This window comes from Variovorax sp. S12S4 (genome assembly GCF_023195515.1).
GTDB lineage: Bacteria > Pseudomonadota > Gammaproteobacteria > Burkholderiales > Burkholderiaceae_C > Variovorax.
The window spans coordinates 1,847,737-1,873,915 of record NZ_JALPKR020000002.1; the positions used below are offsets into that span (position 1 = coordinate 1,847,737).

The following is a 26,179-nucleotide window of genomic DNA, read 5'->3' on the forward strand; positions in this document are numbered from 1 at the left end:
TCAAGGAGAACCTCGCCATGAACGCACCCGAAAAGCTCCCGATGCAAAACACCGACCCGCGCCATGACCCCACGCGCGTGATCCGCGCGCCGCGCGGCAGCGAACTGAACTGCAAGAGCTGGCTCACCGAAGCCCCGTTCCGCATGCTGCAGAACAACCTCGACGCCGAGGTGGCCGAGCGCCCGCAAGATCTCGTGGTGTACGGCGGCATCGGCCGCGCCGCGCGCAACTGGGCCTGCTACGACCAGATCCTCGCTTCGCTGAAGGAACTGAACGACGACGAGACGCTGCTCATTCAATCGGGCAAGCCGGTCGGCGTGTTCAAGACGCACGAGAACGCGCCGCGCGTGCTGCTCGCCAATTCGAACCTCGTACCCAAGTGGGCCAACTGGGAGCACTTCAACGAGCTCGATCGACAGGGCCTCTTCATGTACGGCCAGATGACCGCGGGCAGCTGGATCTACATCGGCAGCCAGGGCATCGTGCAGGGCACCTTCGAAACCTTTGTCGAAGCCGGCCGCCAGCACTACAACAACAGCCTCGCGGGCAAGTGGATCCTCACGGCCGGCCTCGGCGGCATGGGCGGTGCGCAGCCGCTCGCGGCCACGCTGGCGGGTGCGGTGTCGCTCAACATCGAGTGCCAGCAGTCGAGCATCGACTTTCGCCTGCGCACGCGCTACGTCGACAAGCAGGCGCGCGACATCGACCATGCGCTCGAGCTCATCAAGCAGCATTGCGACGCAAAGGAAGCCGTGTCGATCGCGCTGCTCGGCAACGCGGCCGACGTGTTGCCCGAGCTGGTCAAGCGCGCGAAGGCCGGCGGCATCAAGCCCGACCTTGTGACCGACCAGACCTCCGCGCACGACCTCATCAACGGCTACCTGCCGTCGGGCTGGACCGTGCCGCAATGGCAGGCCGCGATGAAGGACGCCTCGCAGCACGACGCACTCAAGAAGGCCGCCGCCCAATCGTGCGCCGTGCACGTGCAGGCCATGCTCGACTTCCAGGCCATGGGCATTCCCACGGTCGACTATGGCAACAACATCCGCCAGGTCGCGTTCGACGAAGGCGTGAAGAATGCGTTCGACTTTCCGGGTTTCGTGCCGGCCTACATCCGCCCGCTGTTCTGCGAAGGCAAGGGCCCGTTCCGCTGGGTGGCGCTGTCGGGCGACCCCGAAGACATCTACAAGACCGACGCCAAGATCAAGGAGCTGTTCCCCGAGAACACCCACACGCATCGCTGGCTCGACATGGCGCGCGAGCGCATCGCGTTCCAGGGCCTGCCGGCGCGCATCTGCTGGCTGGGCTTGGGCGAGCGCCACATCGCCGGCCTGGCCTTCAACGAGATGGTGAAGAACGGCGAGCTCAAGGCGCCCATCGTCATCGGCCGCGACCACCTGGACACCGGCTCCGTGGCCAGCCCCAACCGCGAGACCGAGGCAATGAAGGACGGCACCGATGCGGTGAGCGACTGGCCGCTGCTCAACGCACTGCTCAACACAGCGGGCGGCGCCACCTGGGTCAGCCTGCATCACGGCGGCGGCGTGGGCATGGGCTATTCGCAGCACTCGGGCGTGGTCATCGTGTGCGACGGCACCGATGCAGCCGCCAAGCGCATCGAGCGCGTGCTGTGGAACGACCCGGCCACCGGCGTCATGCGCCATGCCGATGCGGGCTACGACATTGCCGTGGCCACGGCAAAGAAGCAGGGCCTCAAGTTGCCGATGGTGCGCTGACCCGGAGCGAAGCAGTAAGACGAAGGTAAAAAGAAAAAACGCGCCGATTCCCACTCAGTGGGAATGAAGGCTTGGACGTGGGAACGGCCAACAAGATACTGCACGCCGCACCCACTTTTCGACCTCTCGCCGCCGCTCCCGATGACGCCGCCCGAAGCTTCCGCCCACAACGACCGAGCCCTGCTGGTGCTGTCGGTGCTGGCGCAAAGCAAGGCGGCCATGTCGGCTGCGGAGCTGATGCAGGCGACCGGCCTTTCGCAGAGCACGCTGTACCGGCAGATCGCAACGCTGCGGCGCTGGGGCTTCGTCATGGAGGCCGAAGGGCGCTACTCGCCCGGGCCCGTGAGCGTGCAGCTTGCAACCGGCTTCGACGGCAACTCCGACCTCGTGATGGCGGCGCGCGCCGACATGCGCGCGCTCGCACAGCAGAGCCGCGAAAGCGTGGCGCTGGTCACGGCCGTGAACGATCGCGTGGTGTGCCTCGAGATGATCGACAGCGAACAGTCGCTGCGCTGTTCGTTCGACCGTGGCCGCAGCGTGCCGGCGCGCGACGGCGCCAGTGCCAAGTGCCTGCTGGCCCACTTGCCGACCGACCAGCGCGATGCGTTGCTCGACGCATTCGGCGAAAGCGCCGAGCGCCGCGCACAGCGCGCCGCCGAGCTCGACGCGATTCGCGAAGCCGGCCATGCCGTGACGCATGGCGAGGTGGACGCAGGCGTGTGGGGCGCGAGCGTACCGGTGCTCGCATCGGGCCGTCGCCTGCGCGGCGCGATCACGCTCATGGCCCCGCTCACGCGTGTCGAAGGCATGGAAGCTGCATTGCTGCACATGACCGTCGTCACGGCGGCGCGCATTTCACGCGCGCTGCAGTAGCCAGCCTTTGCGCACGGTTTTCTTTTCTTTTTCAACCCACGGAAGCTTTCACATGAACACCCGCCGCACCCTCATTGCCGCCGCACTCTCCAGCCTTGCCTTCTTCGGCTTTGCCGCCACCGCGCAAGCGCAGGGCGAGCCGCTGCGCGTGGCCACCGATGCCACCTTTCCGCCGATGGAGTTCGTCGAGAACGGCAAGCGCACGGGTTTCGACGTGGAGCTGGTCGAAGCGATCGGCAAGACGCTGGGCCGCAAGATCGAGTGGATCGACATCGACTTCAAGGGCCTGGTGCCGGGACTCATTTCGAAGCGCTTCGACATGGCCGTCTCGGCCATCTACATCACCGACGAGCGCAAGAAGGTCGTCGACTTCACCGTGCCCTACTACGCGGGCGGCCTGGTCGTGATGGTGAAGGACGGGAACACGGCCATCAAGATGCCGGCCGACATCAACGGCAAGAAGGTCAGCGTGCAGGTGGGCACCAAGTCGGTCTCCTACACCAAGGAAAAGTATCCGCAGGTGCAGCTGATGGAAGTCGAGAAGAACCAGGAAATGTTCAACCTGGTGGACATCGGCCGCGCCGATGCGGCTGTGACCGGCAAGCCCGCCGCTTACCAGTACGTGCGCACGCGCGGCGGCCTGAAGGTGCTGCCCGAGCAGATCACCACCGAGGAATACGGCATGGCCATCCGCAAGGACACGCCCGAGCTCACCAAGGCAGTGAACGGCGCCATCGAGAAGCTCAAGGCCGACGGCACCTATGCGCAAATCGTCGCGAAGTGGTTCAACGCCAGCGCCAAGTAATCCGGCCGGCTCATGGATCTCGATTTCTCGCCGGTCTGGCAAGGCTGGCCCGACCTGCTGCGCGGCGCGCTCGTCACGGTGGAAATTACCGCCTGCGCGCTCGCCCTCGGCTGCGTGCTGGGCCTCGTGGTCGGCATCGGGCGGCTCAACCCCAAGCGGCGCTGGCTCTACGGCCTATGCACTGCCTATGTGGCGGCGATTCGCGGCACGCCGCTGCTGGTGCAGCTGTTCATCTTGTTCTTCGGCCTGCCGCACTTCGGCATCTTGCTGCCGGCCTTCCTGTGCGGCGTGCTGGGGCTGGGCGTGTATTCGGGCGCGTATGTGTCGGAGATCGTGCGCGGCGCCATCCAGTCGATCGACAAGGGCCAGACCCTCGCGGCCCAGTCGCTGGGCATGACACCCGCCACGGCGATGCGCGAGATCGTGCTGCCGCAGGCGGTGGTGCGCATGATCCCGCCGCTGGGCAACGAGTTCATTGCGCTCATCAAGAACTCGGCGCTGGTGTCGCTGCTCACCATTCACGACGTGATGCATGAGGGGCAGAAGATCATCAGCGTGTCGTACCGCTCGCTCGAGGTGTACCTTGCCATCGCGCTCGTGTACTTCGTGCTCACGGGCACGATGACGCTGGTTCTCAGGCACTTCGAGCAGAAGCTGCGGCAGGGCGGGTTGATGCGATGAGTCTGCATTTCGTCTTTCTCCCTCCCCTGTCGGGGGAGGGTTGGGGTGGGGGCACGACGGCCTCGACCCGCGCTCGGCGCTCGCCGGGCACCGCCCCCATCCCGGCCTTCCCCGGAAGGGGAAGGAGCAAGAGGACCGGCCATGAAACGCGTGCAGCGCTTCTCCCGCGCATCGCTCCCGGCCAAGCCATGGAAGAACGGCGGCGGCACCACGCAGGAAATCATCAGCTGGCCCGAGGGCGCGGGGCTCGACGACTTTAGCTGGCGCGCGAGCATCGCCACCATTGCGGCGCCGGGGCCGTTCTCGGTGTTCGAAGGCGTCGACCGCAGCATCATGCTGCTCGAAGGCGATGGCGTGCGGCTCTTCACACCCGACGGACGAACGGACCACCGGCTCGACGCGCCGCACCGGCCCTTCACTTTCAGCGGCGACGAGGCGATCGATTGCGCGCTGCTCGGCGGCGCATCGAACGACTTCAACATCATGGCGCGGCGCGGCCGGTGGCGCGCCGAAGTGCAGGTGCTCGCCGAGCCCTCGGTCGTCGAGCCAGCTCCGCACGGCGTGCTGCTTGCGCTGCGCGGCACGTGGCGCCTGAACGGCGAGGCGCGCGCCGAAGGCGAGGGCGTGTACTGGGCCGAAGACGCGCAGGCGTGGCAAGCCGTGCCGGAGGACGAAGGCGCGCGGTTGGCAGCGGTTCGCATCGTGCCGGCGTAAGCTCTGGAATACCGAAAGAGACCCATGACATCCGCAATCTCGTACCCCTCGGCCGATGGCCTCTGGACTGGCCTTCGCCTCGCGCCCGGTGCTGCGCCGGCCACCCCTGCGGAAGCCGCTGCCGATGCCGCCATCGCGGTGGAAGGGGGCAAGGTCCGCTGGGTAGGCGCACGCCATGCGCTGCCCGCCGAATTTGCGGGCCTTGCATCGCACGACGGCGGCGGCGCGCTTGTCACGCCGGGCCTGGTCGATTGCCACACCCACCTGGTCTACGGCGGCCAGCGTGCCAACGAGTTCGCAATGCGGCTCGCGGGCGCGAGCTACGAAGAGGTGGCAAAGGCGGGCGGCGGCATCGTCTCGTCGGTGCGCGCCACGCGCGAAGCCGATGAAGACATGCTCTTTGCACAGGCTGCGCAGCGGCTCGAGCAATTGCTGGCCGACGGCGTCTGCGCCATCGAAATCAAGTCGGGCTACGGCCTTTCGCTCGAGCATGAGCGCAAGCAACTGCGCGTGGCGCGGCGCCTTGGCGATGCCTACGGCGTGACCGTGCGCACCACCTTTCTCGGCGCGCATGCGCTGCCGCCCGAATACGCGGGCCGCAGCGGCGACTACATCGACCTCGTCTGCAGCCAGATGCTGCCCGCGCTTGCCGCCGAAGGGCTGGTCGATGCGGTGGACGTGTTCTGCGAACGCATCGCGTTTTCACTGGCCCAAACCGAGCAGGTCTTCAAGGCCGCGAAAGCACTGGGCCTGCCCGTCAAGCTGCACGCCGAGCAGCTCTCCGACATGGGCGGTGCCGCGCTCGCCGCGCGCTACGGCGCGCTCTCGTGCGACCACATCGAGCACCTGTCGGCCGAAGGCATCGAGGCCATGCGCCGGTCGGGCACCGTGGCCGTGCTGCTGCCCGGCGCCTACTACACGCTGCGCGACACGCACCTGCCGCCCATCGAGGCGCTGCGCGCCGCCGGCGTGCCGATGGCCGTGTCGACCGACCACAACCCCGGCACATCGCCCGCACTGAGCCTGCTGTTGATGATGAACATGGCGTGCACGCTGTTCCGCCTGACCGTGCCCGAGGCGCTGGCCGGCGTCACGGTGCATGCGGCGCGCGCGCTCGGCCTGCAGGACACGCACGGCGCCATTGCGGTGGGCATGCCTGCCAACTTCGTGCTGTGGAATGTGGGCGAGGCGGCCGAGCTGGCCTACTGGTTCGGCCAGCGCCCGGTGCGCACCGTGGTTCGTAAGGGCCGAATTGCCGTGGGAGCCGCCGCATGACGCGCACGCTGTTTGCAGCCGACGCATTGCTGCCCGGCGGCTGGGCCAGCAACGTTCTGTTGTCGTGGAACGATGCCGGCCAGCTCACGCAGGTGCAGTCCGCAGCTCAGCCGGCAGCCGGCGCGCAGGTGGCAAACGGCCCCGTGATCCCCGGCATGCCCAACCTGCATTCGCACGCCTTCCAGCGCGCCTTCGCAGGGCTCACCGAACACCGCGCCGAGCAGCACGACAGCTTCTGGAGCTGGCGCACGCTGATGTACCGCTTTGCCGCGCGCCTCGGGCCGCAGCACATGGAGGCCATTGCCACCTGGCTCTATGCCGAAATGCTCGAAGCCGGCTACACCAGCGTGTGCGAGTTTCAATACGTGCACCACGACGCCGACGGCCGCCCTTATGCGAACGACGCAACGCTGAGCCTCGCGCTGCTGCGCGCCGCGCAAAAGGTGGGCATCGGCTTCACGCTGCTGCCCGTGCTCTACCAGACCAGCGGCTTTGGCGGCCTGCCGCCCAACGAAGGGCAGCGCCGCTTCATCCGCTCGACCGACTCGATGCTGCGCCTGCTCGATGCGCTCAAGCCCGTGTGCGACGCACAGGGCGCTCGGCTGGGCCTTGCGCCGCACTCGCTGCGCGCCGTGCCGCCTGATGCCCTGCGCGAAGCCGTGGCGGGCCTGGAAGCCATCGACCCCGCCGCCCCGATCCACATCCACATTGCCGAGCAGACCAAGGAAGTCGACGATTGCATGGCCTGGAGCGGCCAGCGCCCGGTGGCCTGGCTGCTCGACCATGCACCGGTCGATGCGCGCTGGTGCCTCGTGCATGCCACGCACATGGACATGGCCGAATACGAGCGCGGCGCAAAGAGCGGCGCGGTGGCCGGCCTGTGTCCCACCACCGAAGCCAACCTCGGCGATGGCATCTTCGACTTTTCGGCATGGCGCCACCATGGCGGCGCCTGGGGCGTGGGCTCCGACAGCCATGCCACCGTGAACGCGGCCGAAGAGCTGCTGATGCTCGAATACAGCCAGCGCCTGGGCAAGCGGCAGCGCAACGTCGGCGCGAGCGCGGCGCAGCCGCACGTGGCCACCGCGCTCACGCTCGAAGCGGTGCGCGGCGGCGCGCAGGCGTCGGGCCGGCCCATCGGCGGGCTGGCGGTGGGGCAGCAAGCCGACTTCGTCGTGCTCGATGCCGCGCAGCTCGCGCTGCAGGGCTTGCCAGCGCCCGACATGCTGTCGTCGCACGTCTTTGCCAGCCACCGCACGTCGGCCATCGATGCCGTGTGGGTGGCAGGCCGGCCGCGCGTGCAGGCGGGCCGCCATGCACTGCACAACGAGGCTGCCGCCGCATTCGTCGCAGCGCGCGGCCAGCTTCTTCTGGAAAATTGAGCCCCATGAGTTTCACCACCACCGAACCCGCATTCCGCTTCCGCCAGGGCACGCGTCCCTTGCTCATCTCCATGCCGCACGTCGGCACCTACGTGCCGCCCGCGCTGGCCGCCCGCTTTACCGAAGAGGCGCGCCATGTGCCCGACACCGACTGGCACCTCGAGCGGCTCTACGACTTTGCCGACGAACTCGGCGCCTCGGTGCTCGTTGCCACGCATTCGCGCTACGTGATCGACCTGAACCGTCCGCCGGATGGCGCGAGCCTGTACCCGGGCCAGAGCGTCACTGGCCTGTGCCCGGTCGACACCTTCGACGACACGCCCCTCTACGCGTCCAGCGACGATCTACCGGACGACGAGGAAGTCGCCGCGCGGCGCGAGGCAATCTGGCGCCCATACCACCAGCAGCTGCAAGCCGAGCTCGACCGCCTGAAGGCGGCGCACGGCACCATCGCACTGTGGGACGCCCACTCGATCCGCTCGGTGCTGCCGCGCTTCTTCGAAGGCAAGCTGCCCGACCTGAACCTGGGCACCGGCAACGGCACCAGCTGCGACCCGGCGCTCGCAGCCACGCTGCTTGGCATCGCCGAATCGGCCCCCGGCTATTCCGGCGTGCTCAACGGCCGCTTCAAGGGCGGCCACATCACGCGCCAGTACGGCAACCCCGCGGCGGGCGTGCATGCGGTGCAACTGGAAATGACGCAGTCGAGCTACATGCAGGAGAAGCTGCCCTTCGACTGCCTGCCCGAGGTGGCCGCCGGCGTGCAGCCGCATGTGCGGCGGATGATCGAGGCGGTGCTGGCTTTCGTCGAAAGTCGCTAAAGCACTGACGGCCGCCAGGGGCGGCTCTGCTTCCTACAATCAGGGGCTATGAAGCCCCTTGTCTACACCCGCGGCCAGGCACTCGCCGGCATCCTCGAAAAGCGCATCGCCATCCTCGACGGCGCCATGGGCACGATGATCCAGCGCTTCAAGCTCACCGAAGAGCAGTACCGCGGTGAGCGCTTCAAGGACTTCGAGCGCGACGTGAAGGGCAACAATGAGCTGCTCTCGCTGACGCGGCCCGACGTGATCCGCGACATTCACGAGGGCTACCTTGCGGCGGGCGCCGACCTCATCGAGACCAACACCTTCGGCGCGACCACCATCGCGCAGGAGGACTACAAGATGGCGCACCTGGCGCGCGAAATGAACCTCGAGTCGGCCAAGCTCGCGCGCGCGGCCTGCGACAAGTTCAGCACGCCCGACAAGCCCCGCTTCGTGGCCGGCGCCCTGGGCCCGACGCCCAAGACCGCGAGCATCAGCCCCGACGTGAACGACCCGGGTGCGCGCAATGTCGACTTCGAGCAGCTGCGCGCGGCCTACTACGAGCAGACCGAGGCGCTGGTCGAGGGCGGCGCCGACGTGATCCTGGTCGAGACGATTTTCGACACGCTCAACGCCAAGGCCGCGCTGTTCGCGGTGGACGAGTACTTCGACAACAGCGGCCAACGCCTGCCGCTCATCATCAGCGGTACCGTGACCGACGCCTCGGGCCGCATCCTCAGCGGGCAGACCGTGACCGCCTTCTGGCACAGCGTGCGCCATGCGCAGCCGCTGGCCGTGGGGCTGAACTGCGCGCTGGGTGCGGCGCTGATGCGCCCCTACATCCAGGAACTCGCCAAGGTGGCGGGCGACACCTTCATCAGCTGCTACCCGAACGCGGGCCTGCCCAACCCGATGAGCGAAACCGGCTTCGACGAGACGCCGGACGTCACCTCGCGGCTGCTGCACGAGTTTGCGGCCGAAGGGCTGGTGAACATCGTCGGCGGCTGCTGCGGCACCACGCCGGACCACATTGCGGCCATCGGCCAGGCCGTGGCGCCGGTGCCCGGAAGGCTGTTGAACAACAGCGCCGGCTTCTACCGCGAAGCGGCCTGACCAGGCGCCCGGGGCTTCGCGCCCCCGGCTGATTGACGGCATCCGGGCCGCCGCCTAGGCTGGCGGCGCAAAGGAAGCCTATTCATGAACAACAAACTCTCCATGCGCTGGGTCGGCATCGGCGCGCTTGCCTTGGCGCTGCCCCTGGTGGCCACGGCGCAGCAGGCCTTCACGCGCGGCACCGTCAACATGCGCGCGGGCCCCTCGGGCGACTACCCGCTGGTGGCGCGCCTCGCGCCGGGCCAGCCGCTCGACGTGATCGGCTGTACCGGCGGCTACAGCTGGTGCGACGTGGTGCTGCCCGACGGCGGGCGCGGCTGGGTCTGGGCCCGCAGCCTCGACTACGCCTACCAGGAGCAGCGTGTGCCGCTCTCGACCTACGCGGCGGTGATCGGCGTGCCGGTCGTGACCTTCGTGATCGGCAACTACTGGTCCAACTACTACCGCGACCGGCCCTGGTACGGCGAGCGGCGCTGGTGGGGCAGCCGGCCGCCGCCTCCGCCGGCGCCCGGCTGGCGTCCGCCGCCGCCCGTGCGGCCGGCCTGGCAACCAAAGCCGTGGCCGGGCCCGGGCTTCAAGCCCGCGCCGGGGCCGGGCGTTCGCCCACAGCATGCACAGGGCCACCGGCCACCGCAGCCCCGGCCGGACTTCCGCCCACCGTCGGACCCCGGCTTCAAGCCGCCGCGGCCGCAGCCGGCCTTCCGACCCGGACCGCCGCCCGGCCAACCGCAAATGCATCCGGGCGGAGGCGGAGGCGGTGGCCGGCATGGCCGTGGTGACGGGGGCGGTGGTGGCGGAGGGGGCGGTCGCCACGGAGGCGGAGGCGACGGCGGCGGCAAGGGTGGAGGCCACGGCGGAGGCGGTGGCAAGGGCGGCGGACACGGCCGGCCACCGCGACTAGCTAGCCCGCGGGCGCAAACCGCGGCGGCTTGCCCGACACCTCTAGGTTGGCCGGTGCGTCGCCGGCGCCCTTCTCCTCAACTCAGTCGTCAAGCAGTCCAAGTTGCCGCGCTCGCGCGCTGACGGCCATTGCGAAAGCGGCGCTGTACCCATAAAGACCGATTGAGAAAACACGGGCCACAACGCGTCCATTGGCTTTGGTGGTCGCTTTCCAATAAGGGCCTCCGGACGACCCTTTCCACAGAACAGCTCCACTCACTCCGCTTGTGTTGTTCGGGTGCACGACCTTCGTGCAGCTTCGCTTGCTGAAGGGCGCATGTTCGGCAACTACCGCATCGCGCCACGCCATTGCCGCCTTGGCTGTTCCACCATCCGACGTGTCTCTGAACTTCTTCTGAAAGATTTGTTGGCCGCGTCTGAGCTGGACCGCCCATCCGTTGCGGCTCTCCAGTCTGTAAATGCTGTCTCTCACTATCCGTTTCGCAGCTATGAATCTTTCTCGTTTGGCCTCTCAAGGTGTCGATGGGACGTGCTCATGGGGGTAGCCGGCTCACCGGTTGTGTAGGAACTGCGGCGCCGCGAGACTCGTCGATAAAGCGTTCGACCGCTCGCCAGTGCGCAAGCAGATCGGGGAGCCGCCTGTGCGGCATGTGCTCACCATCGAGTGGAGCCGATACTGCATGTTCTCCAATTCGCGCCGGCCTTTGGCTGCGTATCGGTAGAGGCCTTCGAACCCCAATCTGAGAATGACCAGCATCAGTTCCAGCAGGTCAAGGTGGGCGTGCGGCTTGTTGACGAGCCATCCGACGAGCCGAAACACCTTGGCGCCTCCGTTGCTGTCGCCGTGAAAGTGAACGGCCAACGAGCGCGTCGCTTCCGGATGGGTCTCGACATCGTCCGCGTTGGAGCCGACCACCCGTGCGTCAGCGGCGGCGGCATCAAGCGCGGTGCACAGCGAATAGCTGGCGCCCAGAATCACCTCGTAGCGAATCCCAGCGTCGTTGCAGACGGATTGGAACAACGCGACTTCTTCCTTCAACCGAAGGTAAACCGCATCGGCTTGGGCAACGTCCAGTCGGGCGGCCATGCCGGCAAGAGCTGTGAGCAAAGGGCGTGCAGCGTCGAACAAGGGGGACGCGGCAGTCCGCATGGCCTCGAGCCGGTCGGGCTGCGGTGACAGGCGCGCGAGTTCCTGCGGCCCTTGCAGAATGGGCTCGGGTGGAACTGGCGGCCGGGCCGCCTCCGCCAGTTCGTGCTCGGCACGCTCGACCTGATCCTCGGCCGCAATCTTGACTTCTTCGAGAAGGGGCATGAAAGCAGCCCTTTTATTTGTGCAGGTTCATCTGGCCGTCCACCGCAGCGGCTCTTCCGGCCCCAGGCCACTCTCGCGCCGCTTCTGCCCGCAGTCGCTGTTCCACTCGTCGGGGAACATGGGCCACGAACATAGCCGCTCGGCCAAACAGTGCAGCGGCGCCCACACCGCGTTGAGCATGAAGTTGAAGCTGGTCTGGATGGACGCCCCGCCTTCGCCGGCCCGCCCGCCCAGGCGGTCGAGCACGCGGGATGGCCCAAGCACGGTTTCCTCGACGTGCTGGCCCACCGAATGAAAGCCCTTGCGCAGCCACTCGTACTCCGTGGGTTCCGGCACCGCATCCATGCCTTCTTCCATGAAGGTGCGGATGTACTGCCAGAGGTTTTCTCCGGCCAGCTTGGGGCCGACCCACAGGACTTCTTCGCCCTTGCGCTCTTTGTCGGCAGCATCCAAGGGTGGCCAGTACAGGACCAGGCCGCAGATGCCGAATTGGCCGCCGCGGTTGTCCTGGCGGGCCTGGCGCGCCACCGGGTCGCGCAGGTCGTCGTGAGTCATTTCGCGCGGGGCGCACCAGTTCACATGGGCTTGTACGCGGTCCCAGTCCAGCACCACGTTGCCTCCGTAGCGTGCGGGGCGCAGCACGTAGACCTTGCGGGTGGTTCGGTTGAAGCGGTAGCGGGCGCGGAGAAGGGTGAAGAAGTTGGGGGCGTATTGGAGGGGCCAGAGCATGTAGTTGGGCCAGAGGGCCCACGCCGGAAGAATCCAGATCACATACGAGATCCATTCATCCCTGCCAGCCCCATTTGAGATAAATATCGCCGCACAAACGGAAAATAGCAAAAGTCCTAAGAACAATCCCGTCAACATCACCATCAATGACCTGTCCTCCTCCCCCATGTTGGACAGCTCGATGAAATGCTCATTGTGATCAAACAGCGTGCGCATCCAGCCCAGCCCGGGCTGCGCGTCCCCGTTCTTCTCCTTCTTCGGCTTGTCTTTGGGTGACTGGAGTTTCGTGTAGTGGTTGATGTCCGCGATCAACTCAACTGCTTCACGCTGCCCGTGCTTCTTGCGATGAACGAGGAAACCAGATTCGCAATTGAACATGCCGGCCCTTTACTCGATTTCCGCCAATGCATCGGCCAGCTTGCTCATCGCCTCTTCTCGGCGGTAAAGCTTCATCTGGCCGTCCACCGCAGCGGCTCTTCCGGCCCCAGCCCACTCTCGCGCCGCTTCTGCCCGCAGTCGCTGTTCCACTCGTCGGGGAACATGGGCCACGAACATAGCCGCTCGGCCAAACAGTGCAGCGGCGCCCACACCGCGTTGAGCATGAAGTTGAAGCTGGTCTGGATGGACGCCCCGCCTTCGCCGGCCCGCCCGCCCAGGCGGTCGAGCACGCGGGATGGCCCAAGCACGGTTTCCTCGACGTGCTGGCCCACCGAATGAAAGCCCTTGCGCAGCCACTCGTACTCCGTGGGTTCGGGCACCGCATCCATGCCTTCTTCCATGAAGGTCCGGATGTACTGCCAGAGGTTTTCTCCGGCCAGCTTAGGGCCGACCCACAGGACTTCTTCGCCTGCGCGCTCCTTGTCGGCAGGATCGAGAGGCGGCCAGTACAGAACGAGGCCGCAGATGCCGAACTGGCCGCCGCGGTTGTCCTGGCGGGCCTGGCGCGCCACTGGGTCGCGCAGGTCGTCGTGCGTCATCTCGCGCGGGGCGCACCAGTTCACATGGGCTTGTACGCGGTCCCAGTCCAGCACCACGTTGCCTCCGTAGCGGGCCGGGCGCAGCACGTAGACCTTGCGGGTGGTCCGGTTGAAGCGGTAGCGGGCGCGTAGCGAGGTGAAGTAGGTAGGGGCGAATGTTTGCGGCCAGAGAAAGTAGAGGAGCACCGCAAATCCAAGAACACTTCCTCCCCCTACAACGATTCCAAAGTACCAATCTGACGAGAACAATTTCGTGCCTGCCAACACCACTCCCATAAAAGGTGCGGTCCATCCCAGAGCAATCGCGAGCATCACTGTCACCAAGAACATTAATGACCTGTCCTCCTCCCCCATGTTGGACAGCTCGATGAAATGCTCATTGTGATCAAACAGCGTGCGCATCCAGCCCAGCCCGGGCTGCGCGTCCCCGTTCTTCTCCTTCTTCGGCTTGTCTTTGGGTGACTGGAGTTTCGTGTAGTGGTTGATGTCCGCGATCAACTCAACTGCTTCACGCTGCCCGTGCTTCTTGCGATGAACGAGGAAACCAGATTCGCAATTGAACATGCCGGCCCTTTACTCGATTTCCGCCAATGCATCGGCCAGCTTGCTCATCGCCTCTTCTCGGCGGTAAAGCTTCATCTGGCCGTCCACCGCAGCGGCTCTTCCGGCCCCAGCCCACTCTCGCGCCGCTTCTGGCCGCAGTCGCTGTTCCATTCTTCGGGGAAGGTGGGCCACGAGCAAAGACGTTCGGCCAAACAGTGCAGCGGCGCCCACACCGCGTTGAGCATGAAGTTGAAGCTGGTCTGGATGGACGTCTCGCCTTCGCCGGCACGCCCGCCCAGGCGATCGAGCACGCGGGACGGACCGAGCACGGTTTCCTCGATGTGCTGGCCCACCGTATGAAAGCCCTTGCGCAGCCACTCGTACTCCGTGGGTTCCGGCACCGCATCCATGCCTTCTTCCATGAAGGTGCGGATGTACTGCCAGAGGTTTTCTCCGGCCAGTTTGGGGCCGACCCACAGGACTTCTTCGCCCTTGCGCTCTTTGTCGGCAGCATCCAAGGGTGGCCAGTACAGGACCAGGCCGCAGATGCCGAATTGGCCGCCGCGGTTGTCCTGGCGGGCCTGGCGGGCCTGGCGCGCCACTGGGTCGCGCAGGTCGTCGTGCGTCATCTCGCGCGGGGCGCACCAGTTCACATGGGCTTGTACGCGGTCCCAGTCCAGCACCACATTGCCTCCGTAGCGGGCCGGGCGCAGCACGTAGACCTTTCGGGTGGTTCGGTTGAAGCGGTAGCGGGCGCGGAGAAGGGTGAAGAAGTTGGGGGCGTATTGGAGGGGCCAGAGCATGTAGTTGAGCCAGAGCACGACTGTTGTCATGCATGCTCCAAAGAACATGGATAGCTTCCACCATTTACTGAACACAGGCTCGTCGATCGTCATAAAGATCCAAAAGGAAATCGAGAACCCCAGTAGACCTAAGAACAATCCCGACAACATAACCATCAACGACCTGTCCTCCTCCCCCATGTTGGACAGTTCGATGAAATGCTCGTTGCGATCGAACAGTGTGCGCTGCCAGTCCAGTCCGGGCTGCGAGTCAGCGTTCTTTTTCTTCTTGTTCTTCTTTGGCTTGTCCTTGGGTGACTGAAGCTCCGTGTAGTGGTTGATGTCCGCAATCAACTCGACAGCTTCACGCTGCCCGTGCTTCTTGCGATGAGCGAGGAAACCAGATTCGCAATTGAACATACCGGCCTCTTACTCGATTTCCGCCAAGGCATTGGCCAGTTTGCTCATCGTCTCTTTTTCGCTCTTGTGAGGCATCTTCCCGCTGTTGGCCTGATGGAAAGGCTGGGCTTGCAGCCAGTTGGCCCAAGCATCGCCCTTGAGCTTGCCGATGGCGATGGTCAATGCGCCAGCGGCAATTGCCGTCACGAAGTTGAAGCGCACCAGCCAGAGTGGGGCTTCAAGATAACTGGCACCAACGATAGCGCCGAAGATGGTGGCACCGCCAGTCGCAGCGCGAGCCATATATGCTCGTGAAAGCCAGTTCTCTTGCTCTTTACTTGCGGTCACTGCATCCATCGCATCCCAAGCCACCCCCACGACAGCCCCCGCCACCACGAAGTGCGCCGCCCCCGCCTTCATCGCCAGCAACTCGGCCTGCGTCGCCTTCGTCATGCCCGCCTTGTGGGTCTTGTAGACCGCATCGGGCAACTGTTTGAACAGCGCCTTCTCGTACAAATCGGCTCGCCACTGCCGCATGCTGCCCACCAGCCCCGCCATCGTGCCCATCAGTTCGGTGGTGGTGCGCTCGTCGCGCCGGGTGTTGGCATTGGCCAGTGCCGGCAGGATGGCGAGGGCGTTCAAGCCCAGCAGCACGTTGGGCAGGCGCATGTCCTTGCCCGCCGTTTCGGCGATCTGGCTCTGGATGGCCTTTTCGATCCGGCGCTGCGTGTAGCGTGCCTGCTTGGCGGTCGCTTTCGTCAGTGCGTTGGCTTGCTGGTTCCGGGTGAAGGCCATGGCCTGCTGGCCCAGCCCACGGGCCAGCAGCATCAGTTGCGCCTTGGCGATGAAGCTTTCGGCGCGGGCGGCGGGCAGGGCCTTGAAGCGCGCCATTGCAGCAGCGCCGAGCACGGCGTGCGGGCTGTCGTAGACCACCTTGGCCAGTTCGCCGCCGGCCTGCAAGCGCTCCAGCCGCTTGAGGCCTGAATCGAGCACTTTGGGCAGGCCCTTGTTGATCTTGTCGCTCGCGCCGAGGGTCTTGCCAAGCTGGCCCAGCGCGGCCAGCACGGTGGCATAGGACTTTTGCTGGCGGGCATTTTCCTCGGCGTTGTGCACTTCAAGGCCGGCCGGCGGCAACGGGACGGTGAGCAATTCGAGCGCGGCATGCAGTTCTGTGCTGATTTCGGCGTTGTTCAGGCTCAGCATGCGCCACACGAGGTTCTTGCTGCCCGGCGTGAACGGGTCGAGCGCGGCGTACCACTGGCGGCCTTTGGGGGCACTGTCGATCTGCAGCAGGATGGCGCACAACTGCCCGGCACAGCGCGCACCGTCGCCCGAGTCGATGCCGGCCTTGTCGCTGTAGCGCCCCAGCGCCCTCTCGGTGAGGGCGTCGGCCTTGAGCCAGGCGTGCAGGTCGATGGCGAGCTTGTCCATCAACTCGTCGCGCTTGCCGAGTTCGGTCTTGTGCAGCGCGTCGAAGGCGGCGACGGCGCCCACGTCGCAATACCCGGCGATGCGCGCCAGCGCGTCTGCGCTGGCGGCCTGGCTGCCCAGGACTGAGCGGTCGCTTTCGCGGGCGCCGATGCGTGTGTCCAGCTCAGCCGCGCGGCGCCGGTTGAGCTCGGCGATCGAGACTTCTTCGTACGTGCCATCGGCGCGGCGCAGCTTGACGGGCTGATGGGAGTCCGAGCCGGGGTAGCTGCCCGAGAGCGCTTCCTTCGTGTCGCGCAGTCGGTCTGTGGCGTCGTCATAAGCCTCTACCGCCTTGTGGGCCAGTGCCAGGCGCATGGTGCGCACGCTTTCGCTGGCGGCCTGCTTCCACTGGTTGCTGATGCCTTTGTCGTCGGTTGCTTTGAGCCAATCCACATAGGGGGTGGCCGCCGTGAGATGGTGCAGGCTCAATTCCATGGCGATGCCCAGGGGTCGTCGCAGGCGACGACGGCGCCCTTGTTGGTTTTCAGGAACTCGACCATCTGGCGCAGGCGCGGGCCGTGGGCCTGGTCGTAGGGAAGCCCCCGCACGTGGGCCACGTAGGAGCCGGTGCTGATGGCGCCCGACAAGCCGGGGTTGTCGCTGCGGCTGACGGTTCCGTCGACGTCTCTGGATTCATCGTGCTGGCCAGCGAAGTGGCGGCCCTCGCGCACTTCGCTGTAGTCGCCCCAGCCGCGCTCCTGAGGGCTGCGACCCATGAGCCCGAAGACTTGTTCGGTGGCTGCTGTTTGAAGCGCGTTGTTGGGCAGTGCCTTGAACTCGAGCACCTTGGCGTCGAGCTGCTCGGGCTGCAGGGTGTCGTCCTGCGCGGTCGAACCCTTGACCCATGCGGAGACCTTGAAGGTCTGCATGTACTTGTCGGGCTCCTTGCCGATGACCGTTTTCAGGTGCTGGGGATCGACCGGGTCGGGATGAAACATGAAATGGAGCTTGGTGATGTTCTCCGCGTCCTTGATCCACACCAGGCTCCTGTTGGCGCCCCATTCGTTGGGCCGGCAAGCGGCTTCGCCGGTGGTCTGCTCCGGGTGGTTGATATCGATCTTGGTGAGGTAGCCATGCGGATGCACGACAAAGGCGAGCCATTCGGGCGTCCGGTACTCGGATTCCAGCCGCAGGTACAAATAGCCGGCGCGCAGCATGCGCAGGTTGTATCTGGCGGTTTTCAGGCTCACGCCACCGGGTTCGGCTTTGAGCGTGCCGCCGGGCTTGAGCGCATCGAGCGCGGCTTTGCCTTCGCTTGTCGCGCTGTAGGCAGCCGCATAGCGCGTGAAAAGAATGGGCAGCCCGGTTTGGGCGCATTGTTCGCAAGGAGTCGTGTGGGCCATGGCGCTCTCAAGTCCGGGTCTGGATGGCTTGTACAAAAAGGCTGGAGAAACGGGTGTCGGGCTGGCTGCGCAGCTGCGCCTCGATCCGATTCAAGGCTTGCGCCAGATGGGGGCGGCTCCAGTCCATCGCGCGGGGCGCGCCTTCCTTGGGCGCATGCATCCAGGTGACCCACACATAGTCTTCGAGGTTGACTCCTTTGAGCCCCAGCCGGGCGGCGTCCGCCAGCATCTGCAGCAGGCCGTCCGGATCGGGCTGGGCCTCGGGTGCGATGTGGTTGTCGGCATAGCTGCGCCAGATCGCATGCGCATCGGGCGAGAAGCCCGAGAGAAACCACTGCGGCTCGTCGAACAGGTCGCGCGGTGAGCCGCCTGTCGGTTCGCCATACGGCAGGGCGGGCACTCTGGCATGAAACCACTGGAGCGGTTCGTGCGACGCGCCGAACGGCCCCCAGGGCTGCAGGAGCGACCACCAGTGCGTGACCGGGCCCAGCCACCGGCTTTGCTGCAGCGGACTCAGGGCCGGCCAGACCCGCTGCATCACGCGCGGGTCCTGGTAGCGGAACAGCACGCTGTCCTCCTGGTGGGGCGGGCGCTGATCGCCGAGGCCGACCCAGTGGCGGGCGATGGCCTGGGCCGATGCGGGGCTGATGACGATGCCGCAGAAGTCCTGCCGGGTGGTGCGCTCGCCCACCTTTTGCGCGGCGGATTCCAGCGCCTGCGCGAGCCAGTCGCGCACGGCCCAGGCTTCGGCGCCGGATACGGGACCGAGCATCTCTTCGGGCAGTTCGAGCAGGAACGGGGCGTGTTCCTCGCGGTGCTCGAAATTGCGGTCGGGCACGGCGCAGCGGTCGCGCGCCCATTTCGGGAACTGCGCGGCGAGCTCCTGTGCCAATGGGTTGCCGTCCCAGCGGTTGAACAGCAGGTAGGCCCGCTGCGGGACGGGATCGGCTTTGGCTGCGCCGACGCCTTGGGCCGCAGGCATGGCCAGGGCGCTCCAGCCCTGAATCAACGCGTCGACCAATGTGCGGAACGCAGCGCCCTGTCCTTCGTTGTCCGCGTTGTCGTTCATGAACGCGCCACCGAGTTGGCGCCGTTGTCGGCCGCCTGCTCCTTGGAGGCGCAGGCGTCGCCGTTCAAGGGCTTGGTCGGGCGGGTGTCGGCGGGCGCGAAACTGTGGGTTGCCGCGTGGGTGATGTACTGGCCGGCGGTGCCCTTGGTGATCATGCCGGCGACATACTCTTCGTAGCTGCCACCGCCATTGATGGTCAGCCGTGTCTTGGCGATGATGTCGATGAAGTCGGCCGTCAGCTCGATCTTGTCCTTGGCCATCATCTTGATGGAGTTCTTCAGCGCCTTGATCTCGATGTCGGCCTGGGCGGCGATCATCTCCATGCCGTTTTGCATGGCGTAGACCTTGAAGGCCTCCAGCGCGACCGCGAGCAGGCTGCCGCCGCTGTTGATGCTGGTGTGCTTGGAGCTGGTGACTTGCGTGTGCTCGGTACTGGCAATGTGGGTCGAGCCGCCCGAGGTGAGGGCCATGCCGCTCGGGCTGGCGAGCACCAGATGCGGGTCGGCCAGTTCCGGAAACTGGCCGGCTTGCGGATCGCCGCCGCGGCCTTTGATGGTGTCGTTGAATTGCTTGAGGGAGTTGGCGACGGCATCCTGGTCGCCCCTGGCCTGCGCCTGGCTGGTGCGCGCGGCGTCGGACTGGCCTTCGACCAGATCGCGCGCGAGCGTGAGCCGCTGTATGGCATCGCCCAGGTCCTTGGCGTGTCCTGCGGCATCCATTCGGGCTTCGGTGGTGATCAACATGCCCTCGGCCGCACGCATCACGCCATGCCCATCGGTGCGCAGTTCGAAGCCCTGGCCCCTGGGGTCCTTGCGCCCCGCGTTGTCCTCGATGCGCGTGATGTGCCCCAGGCTCAACTGGCTGTGCTGGTGGTCGCTCTTGAGCTGCACCTGGATCTTCGCTTCGGTGTCGTCCAGCACCAGGTGGTTGCTGCGCCCCGCCGCGGAATTGCCGCCTTCCCTGGTCAGCTCCCGGCTCCTGAAGCCGCTCAGGGCCGACTGCCCCGGCAGCGCCCACGGCGGCAGATTGCTCTGGTTGTGCACCCGCCCCGTGCACACGGGCAGGTCGGGGTCGCCGCCGATGTAATCGACGATCACCTCCTGGCCGATACGCGGAACATGCACACCGCCCAGCTGGTTGCCCGCCCACGGACTGGAGACCCGGATCCAGCAGGTGCTGTGCTGGTTCTTCTGACCGATGCGGTCCCACGGGAACTGCACCTTGATGCGCCCGAACTCGTCGGTCCAGAGGTTCTGGCCCTCGGGACCGACCACCAGCGCAGTCTGGGGACCGTGCGTGAACGGCTTCACTTGCGTGAGCGCCGGGCGCAGCGGCTCGGCCATCGGATGGGCGGTGAAGTCGACCTCCACCTTCCAATGCTGCTTCCTGCCTGGAGCGGCATCGCGGATCTGGCTGTCCTGCGCGACGTCCTCGATCAGAAGCCGGGTGTCCAGGATCAGGTACTCGGCATTGGCGTTCTGGCGCGGATGCTTCAAGAGCCGAAAGGTGCAGCCCGGAACCATGCCGCGCAGGTTGCCGCTGGCCTGGGCGCGGCTGCCCGCGGTGCGCAGCGCCTGCATGCGCAAGAGCGCCAGTTGGCGCCCTTCGGCCTGCGGGTCGTTGGCCTCGGCGCTGCCGGCCTGGGGCTGGGCGTAGTGGCTGGCGGTGGCACCGGCATGCCACTGGTAGACCTCGGCATCGGCCTGGCCGGTGGGGCGCGGCTCGCTGCGGCCGATGGTGAGGTCGGCCCGCGGTCGGGTGTAGTCGTAGTCGCGGCTGGTGTACTGGCCGCTGGTCAGGCGGCTGGCAGGCACGAAACTGCTCAGGTATTCGGCATCGGTCTTCCACCCCGGCGCGTGGTACTCCACCTCCTGGTAGGCCGCGCTGTCGTTCTTCTTGTAGGCGCCCATGTTGTCGATGAGCACGAGGCGATGTTTATCGCCGCTGTGCTCGAAGAAGTAGCTGATGCCCCACTCCTGGGTGAGGCGGCTGAAGAACTCGAAGTCGCTCTCGTTGTACTGGGTCTGGTAGTCGCGGGTGGGGTAGAGCGCGCCCTCGGCACCGTCCAGGCCGATGAGGCGCTTGTCCACGGGGAAGGCGTAGTCGGCCAGCAGCGCATCCAGGATCTGCACCACGCTCTGGTTCTGGAAGATCTTGCAATCCGTCGTGAGGGTGGCCAGGTGCAGCCAGGGGCGCAGGGTGAGCTTGTACTGGACATGCCGGCCTTCCTCGCCCCAGAGGCAGGCATCGGTGATGAGGGCGTTGATCTGGCGCTCGCCGGCGCCGACGGCATCGATGGAGGCGCCGACGGCGCCGGGAAGAAATGAGCCCATGCCGTCCAGCTGGATGGTGCAGCTGATCTCGCGGCCGATGAAGCTGTCCAGGTCGAAATCGGCCGCGCCGCTGGCGCCCAGGTTAAGGTCGTCGGGGGTCTTGAGCAGGAGCTCGTATTCGAAGAGGGAATTGAGGCCTTCGCGGCCCGAGAGACGCACGGGTTCGAGCGCGGGGCGGCCCAGGAACTCGGGAATGGCGGCGCTGCGGATGGCGAGCGTGCGCGCTCGCGCAGCCGCGATGAATGCGGACATGATGGTTTCTCCCTGAAGATGCCCTTGGATCGGGGCTGTCCGGCCCGAGCGTTGCGGCCTTCGCGAGCCGAAGGCCGCGCAGGTCGGCGGCTATGTGGACGCGAATTCTGGGAGGGAACGACGGGCGGGAATGTCAACAACCGTTGACGCACGCAATGCGGCTGAGATTCACTTTGAAAGTGCCAAATAGTTCGCAGGCTGGCGGCGGATGCCGTTCCGTTTCGTTCTTGCTTATCCGGTTCCGCTAGCTAGCCCGCGGACGCAATCCCCGCCGCGGCCTGCCGGTCGCGCGCAATCAGCGCCACGAATCGCTGCGCGCCCAGGCCCAGCGGCCGCTCGCGCGACCACACCACGTCGACCCACAGGTCGAGCCCGTTGCTCAGGTTTTCAAAAGGAATCTCGACCAGCGCACCGGCAGCCACGTGGGGCTTGGCAAAGTTGCGCGGGAGCCAGCCCCAGCCGAGCCCGGCGGTGATCAGGCTGAGCGCGGCCAGCGCGTTGTCGGTGCGCCAGACGTGGCGCGCGAACACGAAGCGCGGGTCGCTGGTCGCCAGGTCGCGCCCGGCCACCACGATCTGCCGGGTGTTGGTGAGGTGTTCTTCGCGCAGGCGCTCGCCGGCGGCCGCAAGCAGCACGGGATGGTGGGGCGCCATCACGGCCACCATGGTGTCGCTGCCCACTTCCTGAAAGCCTTCGCGGCCATCGAGGCTGGGGCGCTCGAACACCAGCGCCAGCTGCGCGCGCCCGCTGTGCAGCAGCGCCAGCGCGTCCGCCTGCGGAGCAGCCAGCACCTCGACCTGCAGCAGCGGATATTCCTCGGCCAGCGCAGCCAGCGGCGCACTCCATGGCGCGGCCAGCAGCTCGGGCGCAATGGCCAGCGTGAGGCGGTTTTCGAGCCCCTGCGTGAGCGCCAGGGCCTGCACCTGCAGCTGCTTCAACTGGGCCGCCAACAGCCGCGCCTGCGGCTCCAGCGAGCGGGCCGCCGCGGTCGGTTGAGGTTCGCGGCCGCTGCGGTCGAACAGTGGCAGCGCGAGCTCGGCCTCCAGGTTGGCAATGGCCATGCTCACGGCAGAAGGCACCTTGTGCAGCGCGCGCGCCGCCGCCGAAAAAGAGCCGTGGTCGATCACGGACAGGAAGACTTCGACGGTGTCGCTGGAAAAGGCCATCAGCCGCTCCGATCTATCAATTAAATTGAAATAACTTAACTTTTTATATCAGCACAAGGCAAATAAAGTCCAGTCATCACCTTCATTTGCCAGAGGAAACGTTCATGCAGGGGTTTCAGCGCCGCGTCGTCTACATCACTCTATACGAGGGAATCGCCATCGTGGCCGCCAGTGCCGGCCTGGCGCTGATGACGGATGCCGGGTTAGGCCATTCCGGCGTGCTGGCGGTAGCCGCCTCGGTCATCGCGGTGATCTGGAACCTGGCTTTCAACGCCCTGTTCGAGCGCTGGGAGTCGCGCCAGGCGGTGCGCGGGCGCAGCGTGCGCCGGCGCATTGCGCATGCCATCGGCTTCGAGGGCGGGCTGATCGCCTTCCTGGTGCCGCTCTTTGCCTGGGGCCTGGGCGTGTCGCTCTGGCAGGCGCTGGTGATGGACCTGGGGCTGGTGGTCTTCTTCCTGGTCTACACCTTCGTCTTCAACTGGGCCTTCGACCGGGTGTTCGGCTTGCCGGCCTCGGCCGCGCCCGTCAGCACAGCCGCCGCGGCCGGGCAAGGGGCCTGAACATCCCCCAAGGCCGTGGCCCTTGCCGCAGCCGGTAAAATTGCGCTCCCTTCCAAGGAGCGTTGCAGCGGCGGCCCAAGTCAACCGGCCCGCCGTCAGGCTTGGAAGGCGCCCCGTTGGCCGGGGCGCAAGCCGCAAACGACGCTCACCTGACGTTTTTTCCTGCACAGGTGAGCCCCCATGAGCGATGTTCCCGCGCCCTCCGTTCCCCCGATGAAGTTGTCCGGCCTCGAACCGGTCGCCATCGATTCGGGGTCGCTGTTCGTCAACATCGGCGAGCGCACCAACGTCACCGGCTCCAAGGCTTTCGCGCGGATGATCCTGAACGGCCAGTTCGAAGATGCCCTGGCCGTTGCGCGGCAGCAGGTCGAGAACGGCGCCCAGGTGATCGACATCAACATGGACGAGGCCATGCTCGACAGCAAGGCTGCGATGGTCCGCTTCTTGAACCTGATTGCGAGCGAGCCCGACATCGCGCGCGTGCCGGTGATGGTCGACAGCTCCAAGTGGGAAGTGATCGAGGCGGGCCTGCGCTGCATCCAGGGCAAGGGCATCGTCAACTCCATCTCCATGAAGGAGGGGGTCGACAAGTTCAAGCAAGAGGCCAAGCTGGTGAAGCGCTACGGCGCCGCCGCGGTGGTGATGGCTTTCGACGAGAAGGGCCAGGCCGACACTTACGAACGCAAGATCGAGATCTGCGAGCGGGCCTACCGCATCCTGGTGGACGAGGTGGGCTTTCCGCCCGAGGACATCATCTTCGACCCCAACATCTTCGCGATTGCCACCGGCATCGAGGAGCACGACAACTACGCGGTCGACTTCATCAACGCGGTGCGCTGGATCAAGGCGAACCTGCCGGGCGCCAAGGTGTCGGGCGGCGTGAGCAACGTGAGCTTCAGCTTTCGCGGGAACGACCCGGTGCGCGAAGCGATTCACACGGTGTTCCTGTACCACGCCATCAAGGCGGGCATGGACATGGGCATCGTCAACGCCGGCATGGTGGGCGTGTACGACGACCTGGAGCCGACCTTGCGCGAGCGCGTGGAAGACGTGGTGCTCAACCGGCGGCCCGATGCGGGGGAACGGCTCGTCGAAGTGGCCGAAACCGCCAAGAGCGGCGCCAAGGACGACAGCAAGAAGCTCGAGTGGCGCGGCACGCCAGAGAACCCGGTGCACGTAAACCAGCGGCTCTCGCACGCCATGGTGCACGGCATTACCGACTTCATCGTCGAAGACACCGAAGAGGCCTACCAGCAGATCCTCGCCAAGGGCGGGCGCCCGCTGCACGTGATCGAAGGGCCGCTCATGGACGGCATGAACATCGTGGGCGACCTGTTCGGCCAGGGCAAGATGTTCCTGCCGCAGGTGGTGAAGTCGGCGCGCGTGATGAAGTCGGCCGTGGCCCACCTCATTCCCTACATCGAGGAAGAAAAGCGCCAGGACGAGGCCGCGGGCCGCGACGTGCGCACCAAGGGCAAGATCATCATTGCCACGGTGAAGGGCGACGTGCACGACATCGGCAAGAACATCGTGACCGTGGTGCTTCAGTGCAACAACTTCGAGGTGGTGAACATGGGCGTGATGGTCCCGTGCCACGAGATTCTGGCCAAGGCCAAGGTCGAGGGCGCGGACATCGTCGGCCTCTCGGGCCTCATCACGCCCAGCCTGGAAGAAATGCAGTACGTGGCCGGCGAGATGCAGAAGGACGACCACTTCCGCATCAAGAAGATTCCGCTGCTCATCGGCGGCGCCACCACCAGCCGCGTGCACACGGCCGTAAAAATTGCGCCGCACTATGAAGGCCCGGTGGTCTACGTGCCCGATGCCTCGCGCAGCGTGAGCGTGGCGCAGAGCCTCTTGAGCGACCAGGCCACCGCGTACATCGACGAGATCAACGCCGACTACGAGAAGGTGCGCACGCAGCACGCCAACAAGAAGCAGGTGCCGATGTGGCCGCTGGCCAAGGCACGCGCGAACAAGACGCCCGTCGACTGGACCCACTACACGCCGCCCGTGCCCAAGTTCATCGGCCGGCGCGTGTTCAAGAACTTCGACCTCACCGAACTCGCGAAGTACATCGACTGGGGCCCCTTCTTCCAGACCTGGGACCTGGCCGGCCCGTTCCCGGCCATCCTGAAAGACGAGATCGTGGGCACCGAGGCCGTGCGCGTGTACGCCGACGGCCAGCGCATGCTCAAGCGCCTGATCGAGGGCCGCTGGCTCAGCGCAAGCGGCGTGGTCGGCTTCTGGCCCGCCAACACGGTGAACGACGACGACATCGAGCTCTACACCGACGAGACGCGCAGCGAAGTTGCCATGACCTGGTACGGCATGCGCCAGCAGACCGAGAAGCAGGTAATCGACGGCGTCACCCGGCCGAGCCGCTGCCTGGCCGACTTCGTCGCGCCGAAAGACAGCGGCCTGAAGGACTACGTGGGCGTGTTCGCGGTGACCGCGGGCCTGGGTGTCGAAAAGAAAGAAAAGTATTTCATCGACGACCTCGACGACTACTCCGCCATCATGCTGAAGGCGCTGGCCGACCGGCTGGCCGAGGCCTTTGCGGAGGCGCTGCACCACCGCGTGCGCACCGACCTCTGGGGCTATGCGCCCGACGAGGGCCTGAGCAATGAAGACATGATCGCGGAGAAATACCGCGGCATTCGCCCCGCGCCGGGCTACCCGGCCTGCCCCGACCACAGCGTGAAGCGCCCGATGTTCGACCTTCTGAACTGCGCGGACATTGGCATGACCCTGACGGAAAGCCTCGCTATGATGCCCGCCGCCAGCGTCAGTGGTTTCTACCTGAGCCACCCCGACTCGACGTACTTCAACGTCGGCAAGATCGGGCACGACCAGCTGCAGGACCAGGCCGCACGGCGCAAGGAAAGCGAATCCGATCTCGAGCGCCTGCTGGCGCCGAACCTTTGAACCTGCCGGCCGGCATGGCCGACCGGCGCCG

At 66.1% G+C, this 26,179-nt stretch carries 19 protein-coding genes, 1 pseudogene and 1 riboswitch; of the genes and pseudogenes, 12 read left to right on the plus strand and 8 right to left on the minus strand.

Translation table 11 applies throughout. The features are described 5' to 3' along the window. The first annotated feature begins 17 nt into the window (after positions 1-17). The 10 genes from hutU to M0765_RS09425 all read left to right on the plus strand — a co-directional run bounded on the left by hutU (position 18) and on the right by M0765_RS09425 (position 10,408). Positions 18-1,736 carry a urocanate hydratase gene (gene hutU / locus M0765_RS09380; protein WP_258503308.1) on the plus strand — a complete coding sequence of 573 codons (1,719 nt, stop codon included), beginning with the start codon at positions 18-20 and terminating at the stop codon, positions 1,734-1,736. A 141-nt stretch (positions 1,737-1,877) separates the two neighbouring features. After that, positions 1,878-2,609: an IclR family transcriptional regulator gene (locus M0765_RS09385; protein ID WP_258503309.1), complete on the plus strand. Its 732-nt coding sequence runs from the start codon at positions 1,878-1,880 to the stop codon at positions 2,607-2,609. Positions 2,610-2,661: 52 nt separating this feature from the next. Then, positions 2,662-3,414 (plus strand): transporter substrate-binding domain-containing protein, encoded by a 753-nt coding sequence (locus tag M0765_RS09390; RefSeq protein WP_258503311.1) that lies wholly within the window; start codon positions 2,662-2,664, stop codon positions 3,412-3,414. A 12-nt stretch (positions 3,415-3,426) separates the two neighbouring features. Beyond that, positions 3,427-4,095, plus strand: a complete 669-nt coding sequence (locus M0765_RS09395; protein WP_258503313.1) for an amino acid ABC transporter permease — start codon at positions 3,427-3,429, stop codon at positions 4,093-4,095. A 141-nt stretch (positions 4,096-4,236) separates the two neighbouring features. Then, positions 4,237-4,809 (plus strand): HutD/Ves family protein, encoded by a 573-nt coding sequence (locus tag M0765_RS09400; protein ID WP_258503315.1) that lies wholly within the window; start codon positions 4,237-4,239, stop codon positions 4,807-4,809. 24 nt (positions 4,810-4,833) lie between these two features. Next, complete coding sequence (gene hutI, locus M0765_RS09405; RefSeq protein WP_258503317.1) at positions 4,834-6,084, plus strand: imidazolonepropionase; 1,251 nt, start codon at positions 4,834-4,836, stop codon at positions 6,082-6,084. Beyond that, on the plus strand, positions 6,081-7,466 hold the full coding sequence (locus tag M0765_RS09410) for a formimidoylglutamate deiminase (RefSeq protein ID WP_258503319.1): 1,386 nt from the start codon (positions 6,081-6,083) through the stop codon (positions 7,464-7,466). Before hutI ends, M0765_RS09410 begins: the two co-directional genes overlap by 4 nt. 5 nt (positions 7,467-7,471) lie before the next feature. Further along, positions 7,472-8,287, plus strand: coding sequence for an N-formylglutamate deformylase (hutG, locus tag M0765_RS09415; protein ID WP_258503320.1), 816 nt, complete (start codon positions 7,472-7,474; stop codon positions 8,285-8,287). 48 nt (positions 8,288-8,335) lie between these two features. Beyond that, a complete protein-coding gene (locus M0765_RS09420) occupies positions 8,336-9,385 on the plus strand; it encodes a homocysteine S-methyltransferase family protein (RefSeq protein ID WP_258503322.1) in 1,050 nt (349 codons plus the stop codon). Between the two features lie 84 nt (positions 9,386-9,469). Then, positions 9,470-10,408 (plus strand): SH3 domain-containing protein, encoded by a 939-nt coding sequence (locus M0765_RS09425; protein WP_258503323.1) that lies wholly within the window; start codon positions 9,470-9,472, stop codon positions 10,406-10,408. Between the two features lie 427 nt (positions 10,409-10,835). Here M0765_RS09425 and icmH read toward each other — a convergent pair whose 3' ends face one another. From icmH to M0765_RS09470, 8 genes and pseudogenes are all read right to left on the minus strand, one after another. Further along, positions 10,836-11,597 (minus strand): type IVB secretion system protein IcmH/DotU, encoded by a 762-nt coding sequence (gene icmH, locus M0765_RS09430; RefSeq protein WP_258503325.1) that lies wholly within the window; start codon positions 11,595-11,597, stop codon positions 10,836-10,838. A gap of 27 nt (positions 11,598-11,624) precedes the next feature. Beyond that, the gene (locus M0765_RS09435) at positions 11,625-12,704 is read right to left on the minus strand and encodes an MFS transporter (RefSeq protein WP_258503327.1); all 1,080 of its coding nucleotides are present in this window, start codon (positions 12,702-12,704) and stop codon (positions 11,625-11,627) included. A gap of 71 nt (positions 12,705-12,775) precedes the next feature. After that, a complete protein-coding gene (locus tag M0765_RS09440) occupies positions 12,776-13,867 on the minus strand; it encodes an MFS transporter (protein ID WP_258503328.1) in 1,092 nt (363 codons plus the stop codon). A 71-nt stretch (positions 13,868-13,938) separates the two neighbouring features. After that, positions 13,939-15,048: an MFS transporter gene (locus tag M0765_RS09445; protein ID WP_258503329.1), complete on the minus strand. Its 1,110-nt coding sequence runs from the start codon at positions 15,046-15,048 to the stop codon at positions 13,939-13,941. A gap of 9 nt (positions 15,049-15,057) precedes the next feature. Then, positions 15,058-17,840, minus strand: a pseudogene (locus M0765_RS09450) (T6SS effector BTH_I2691 family protein). Positions 17,841-17,847: 7 nt separating this feature from the next. Next, positions 17,848-18,909: a DUF4123 domain-containing protein gene (locus M0765_RS09460; RefSeq protein WP_258503332.1), complete on the minus strand. Its 1,062-nt coding sequence runs from the start codon at positions 18,907-18,909 to the stop codon at positions 17,848-17,850. Next, positions 18,906-21,494 (minus strand): type VI secretion system Vgr family protein, encoded by a 2,589-nt coding sequence (locus tag M0765_RS09465; protein ID WP_258503334.1) that lies wholly within the window; start codon positions 21,492-21,494, stop codon positions 18,906-18,908. The genes M0765_RS09460 and M0765_RS09465 overlap by 4 nt, the downstream gene beginning before the upstream one ends. A gap of 248 nt (positions 21,495-21,742) precedes the next feature. Then, positions 21,743-22,660 carry a LysR family transcriptional regulator gene (locus M0765_RS09470; RefSeq protein WP_126746682.1) on the minus strand — a complete coding sequence of 306 codons (918 nt, stop codon included), beginning with the start codon at positions 22,658-22,660 and terminating at the stop codon, positions 21,743-21,745. 104 nt (positions 22,661-22,764) lie between these two features. Between M0765_RS09470 and M0765_RS09475 the strand changes: the two genes are divergently transcribed. Together M0765_RS09475 and metH are read left to right on the plus strand one after the other, a co-directional pair. Beyond that, positions 22,765-23,220 carry a PACE efflux transporter gene (locus M0765_RS09475; protein WP_258503335.1) on the plus strand — a complete coding sequence of 152 codons (456 nt, stop codon included), beginning with the start codon at positions 22,765-22,767 and terminating at the stop codon, positions 23,218-23,220. A 48-nt stretch (positions 23,221-23,268) separates the two neighbouring features. Next, positions 23,269-23,374: riboswitch (S-adenosyl-L-homocysteine riboswitch) on the plus strand. 59 nt (positions 23,375-23,433) lie between these two features. Next, on the plus strand, positions 23,434-26,148 hold the full coding sequence (gene metH, locus M0765_RS09480; RefSeq protein WP_446751593.1) for a methionine synthase: 2,715 nt from the start codon (positions 23,434-23,436) through the stop codon (positions 26,146-26,148). Positions 26,149-26,179: the final 31 nt, after the last annotated feature.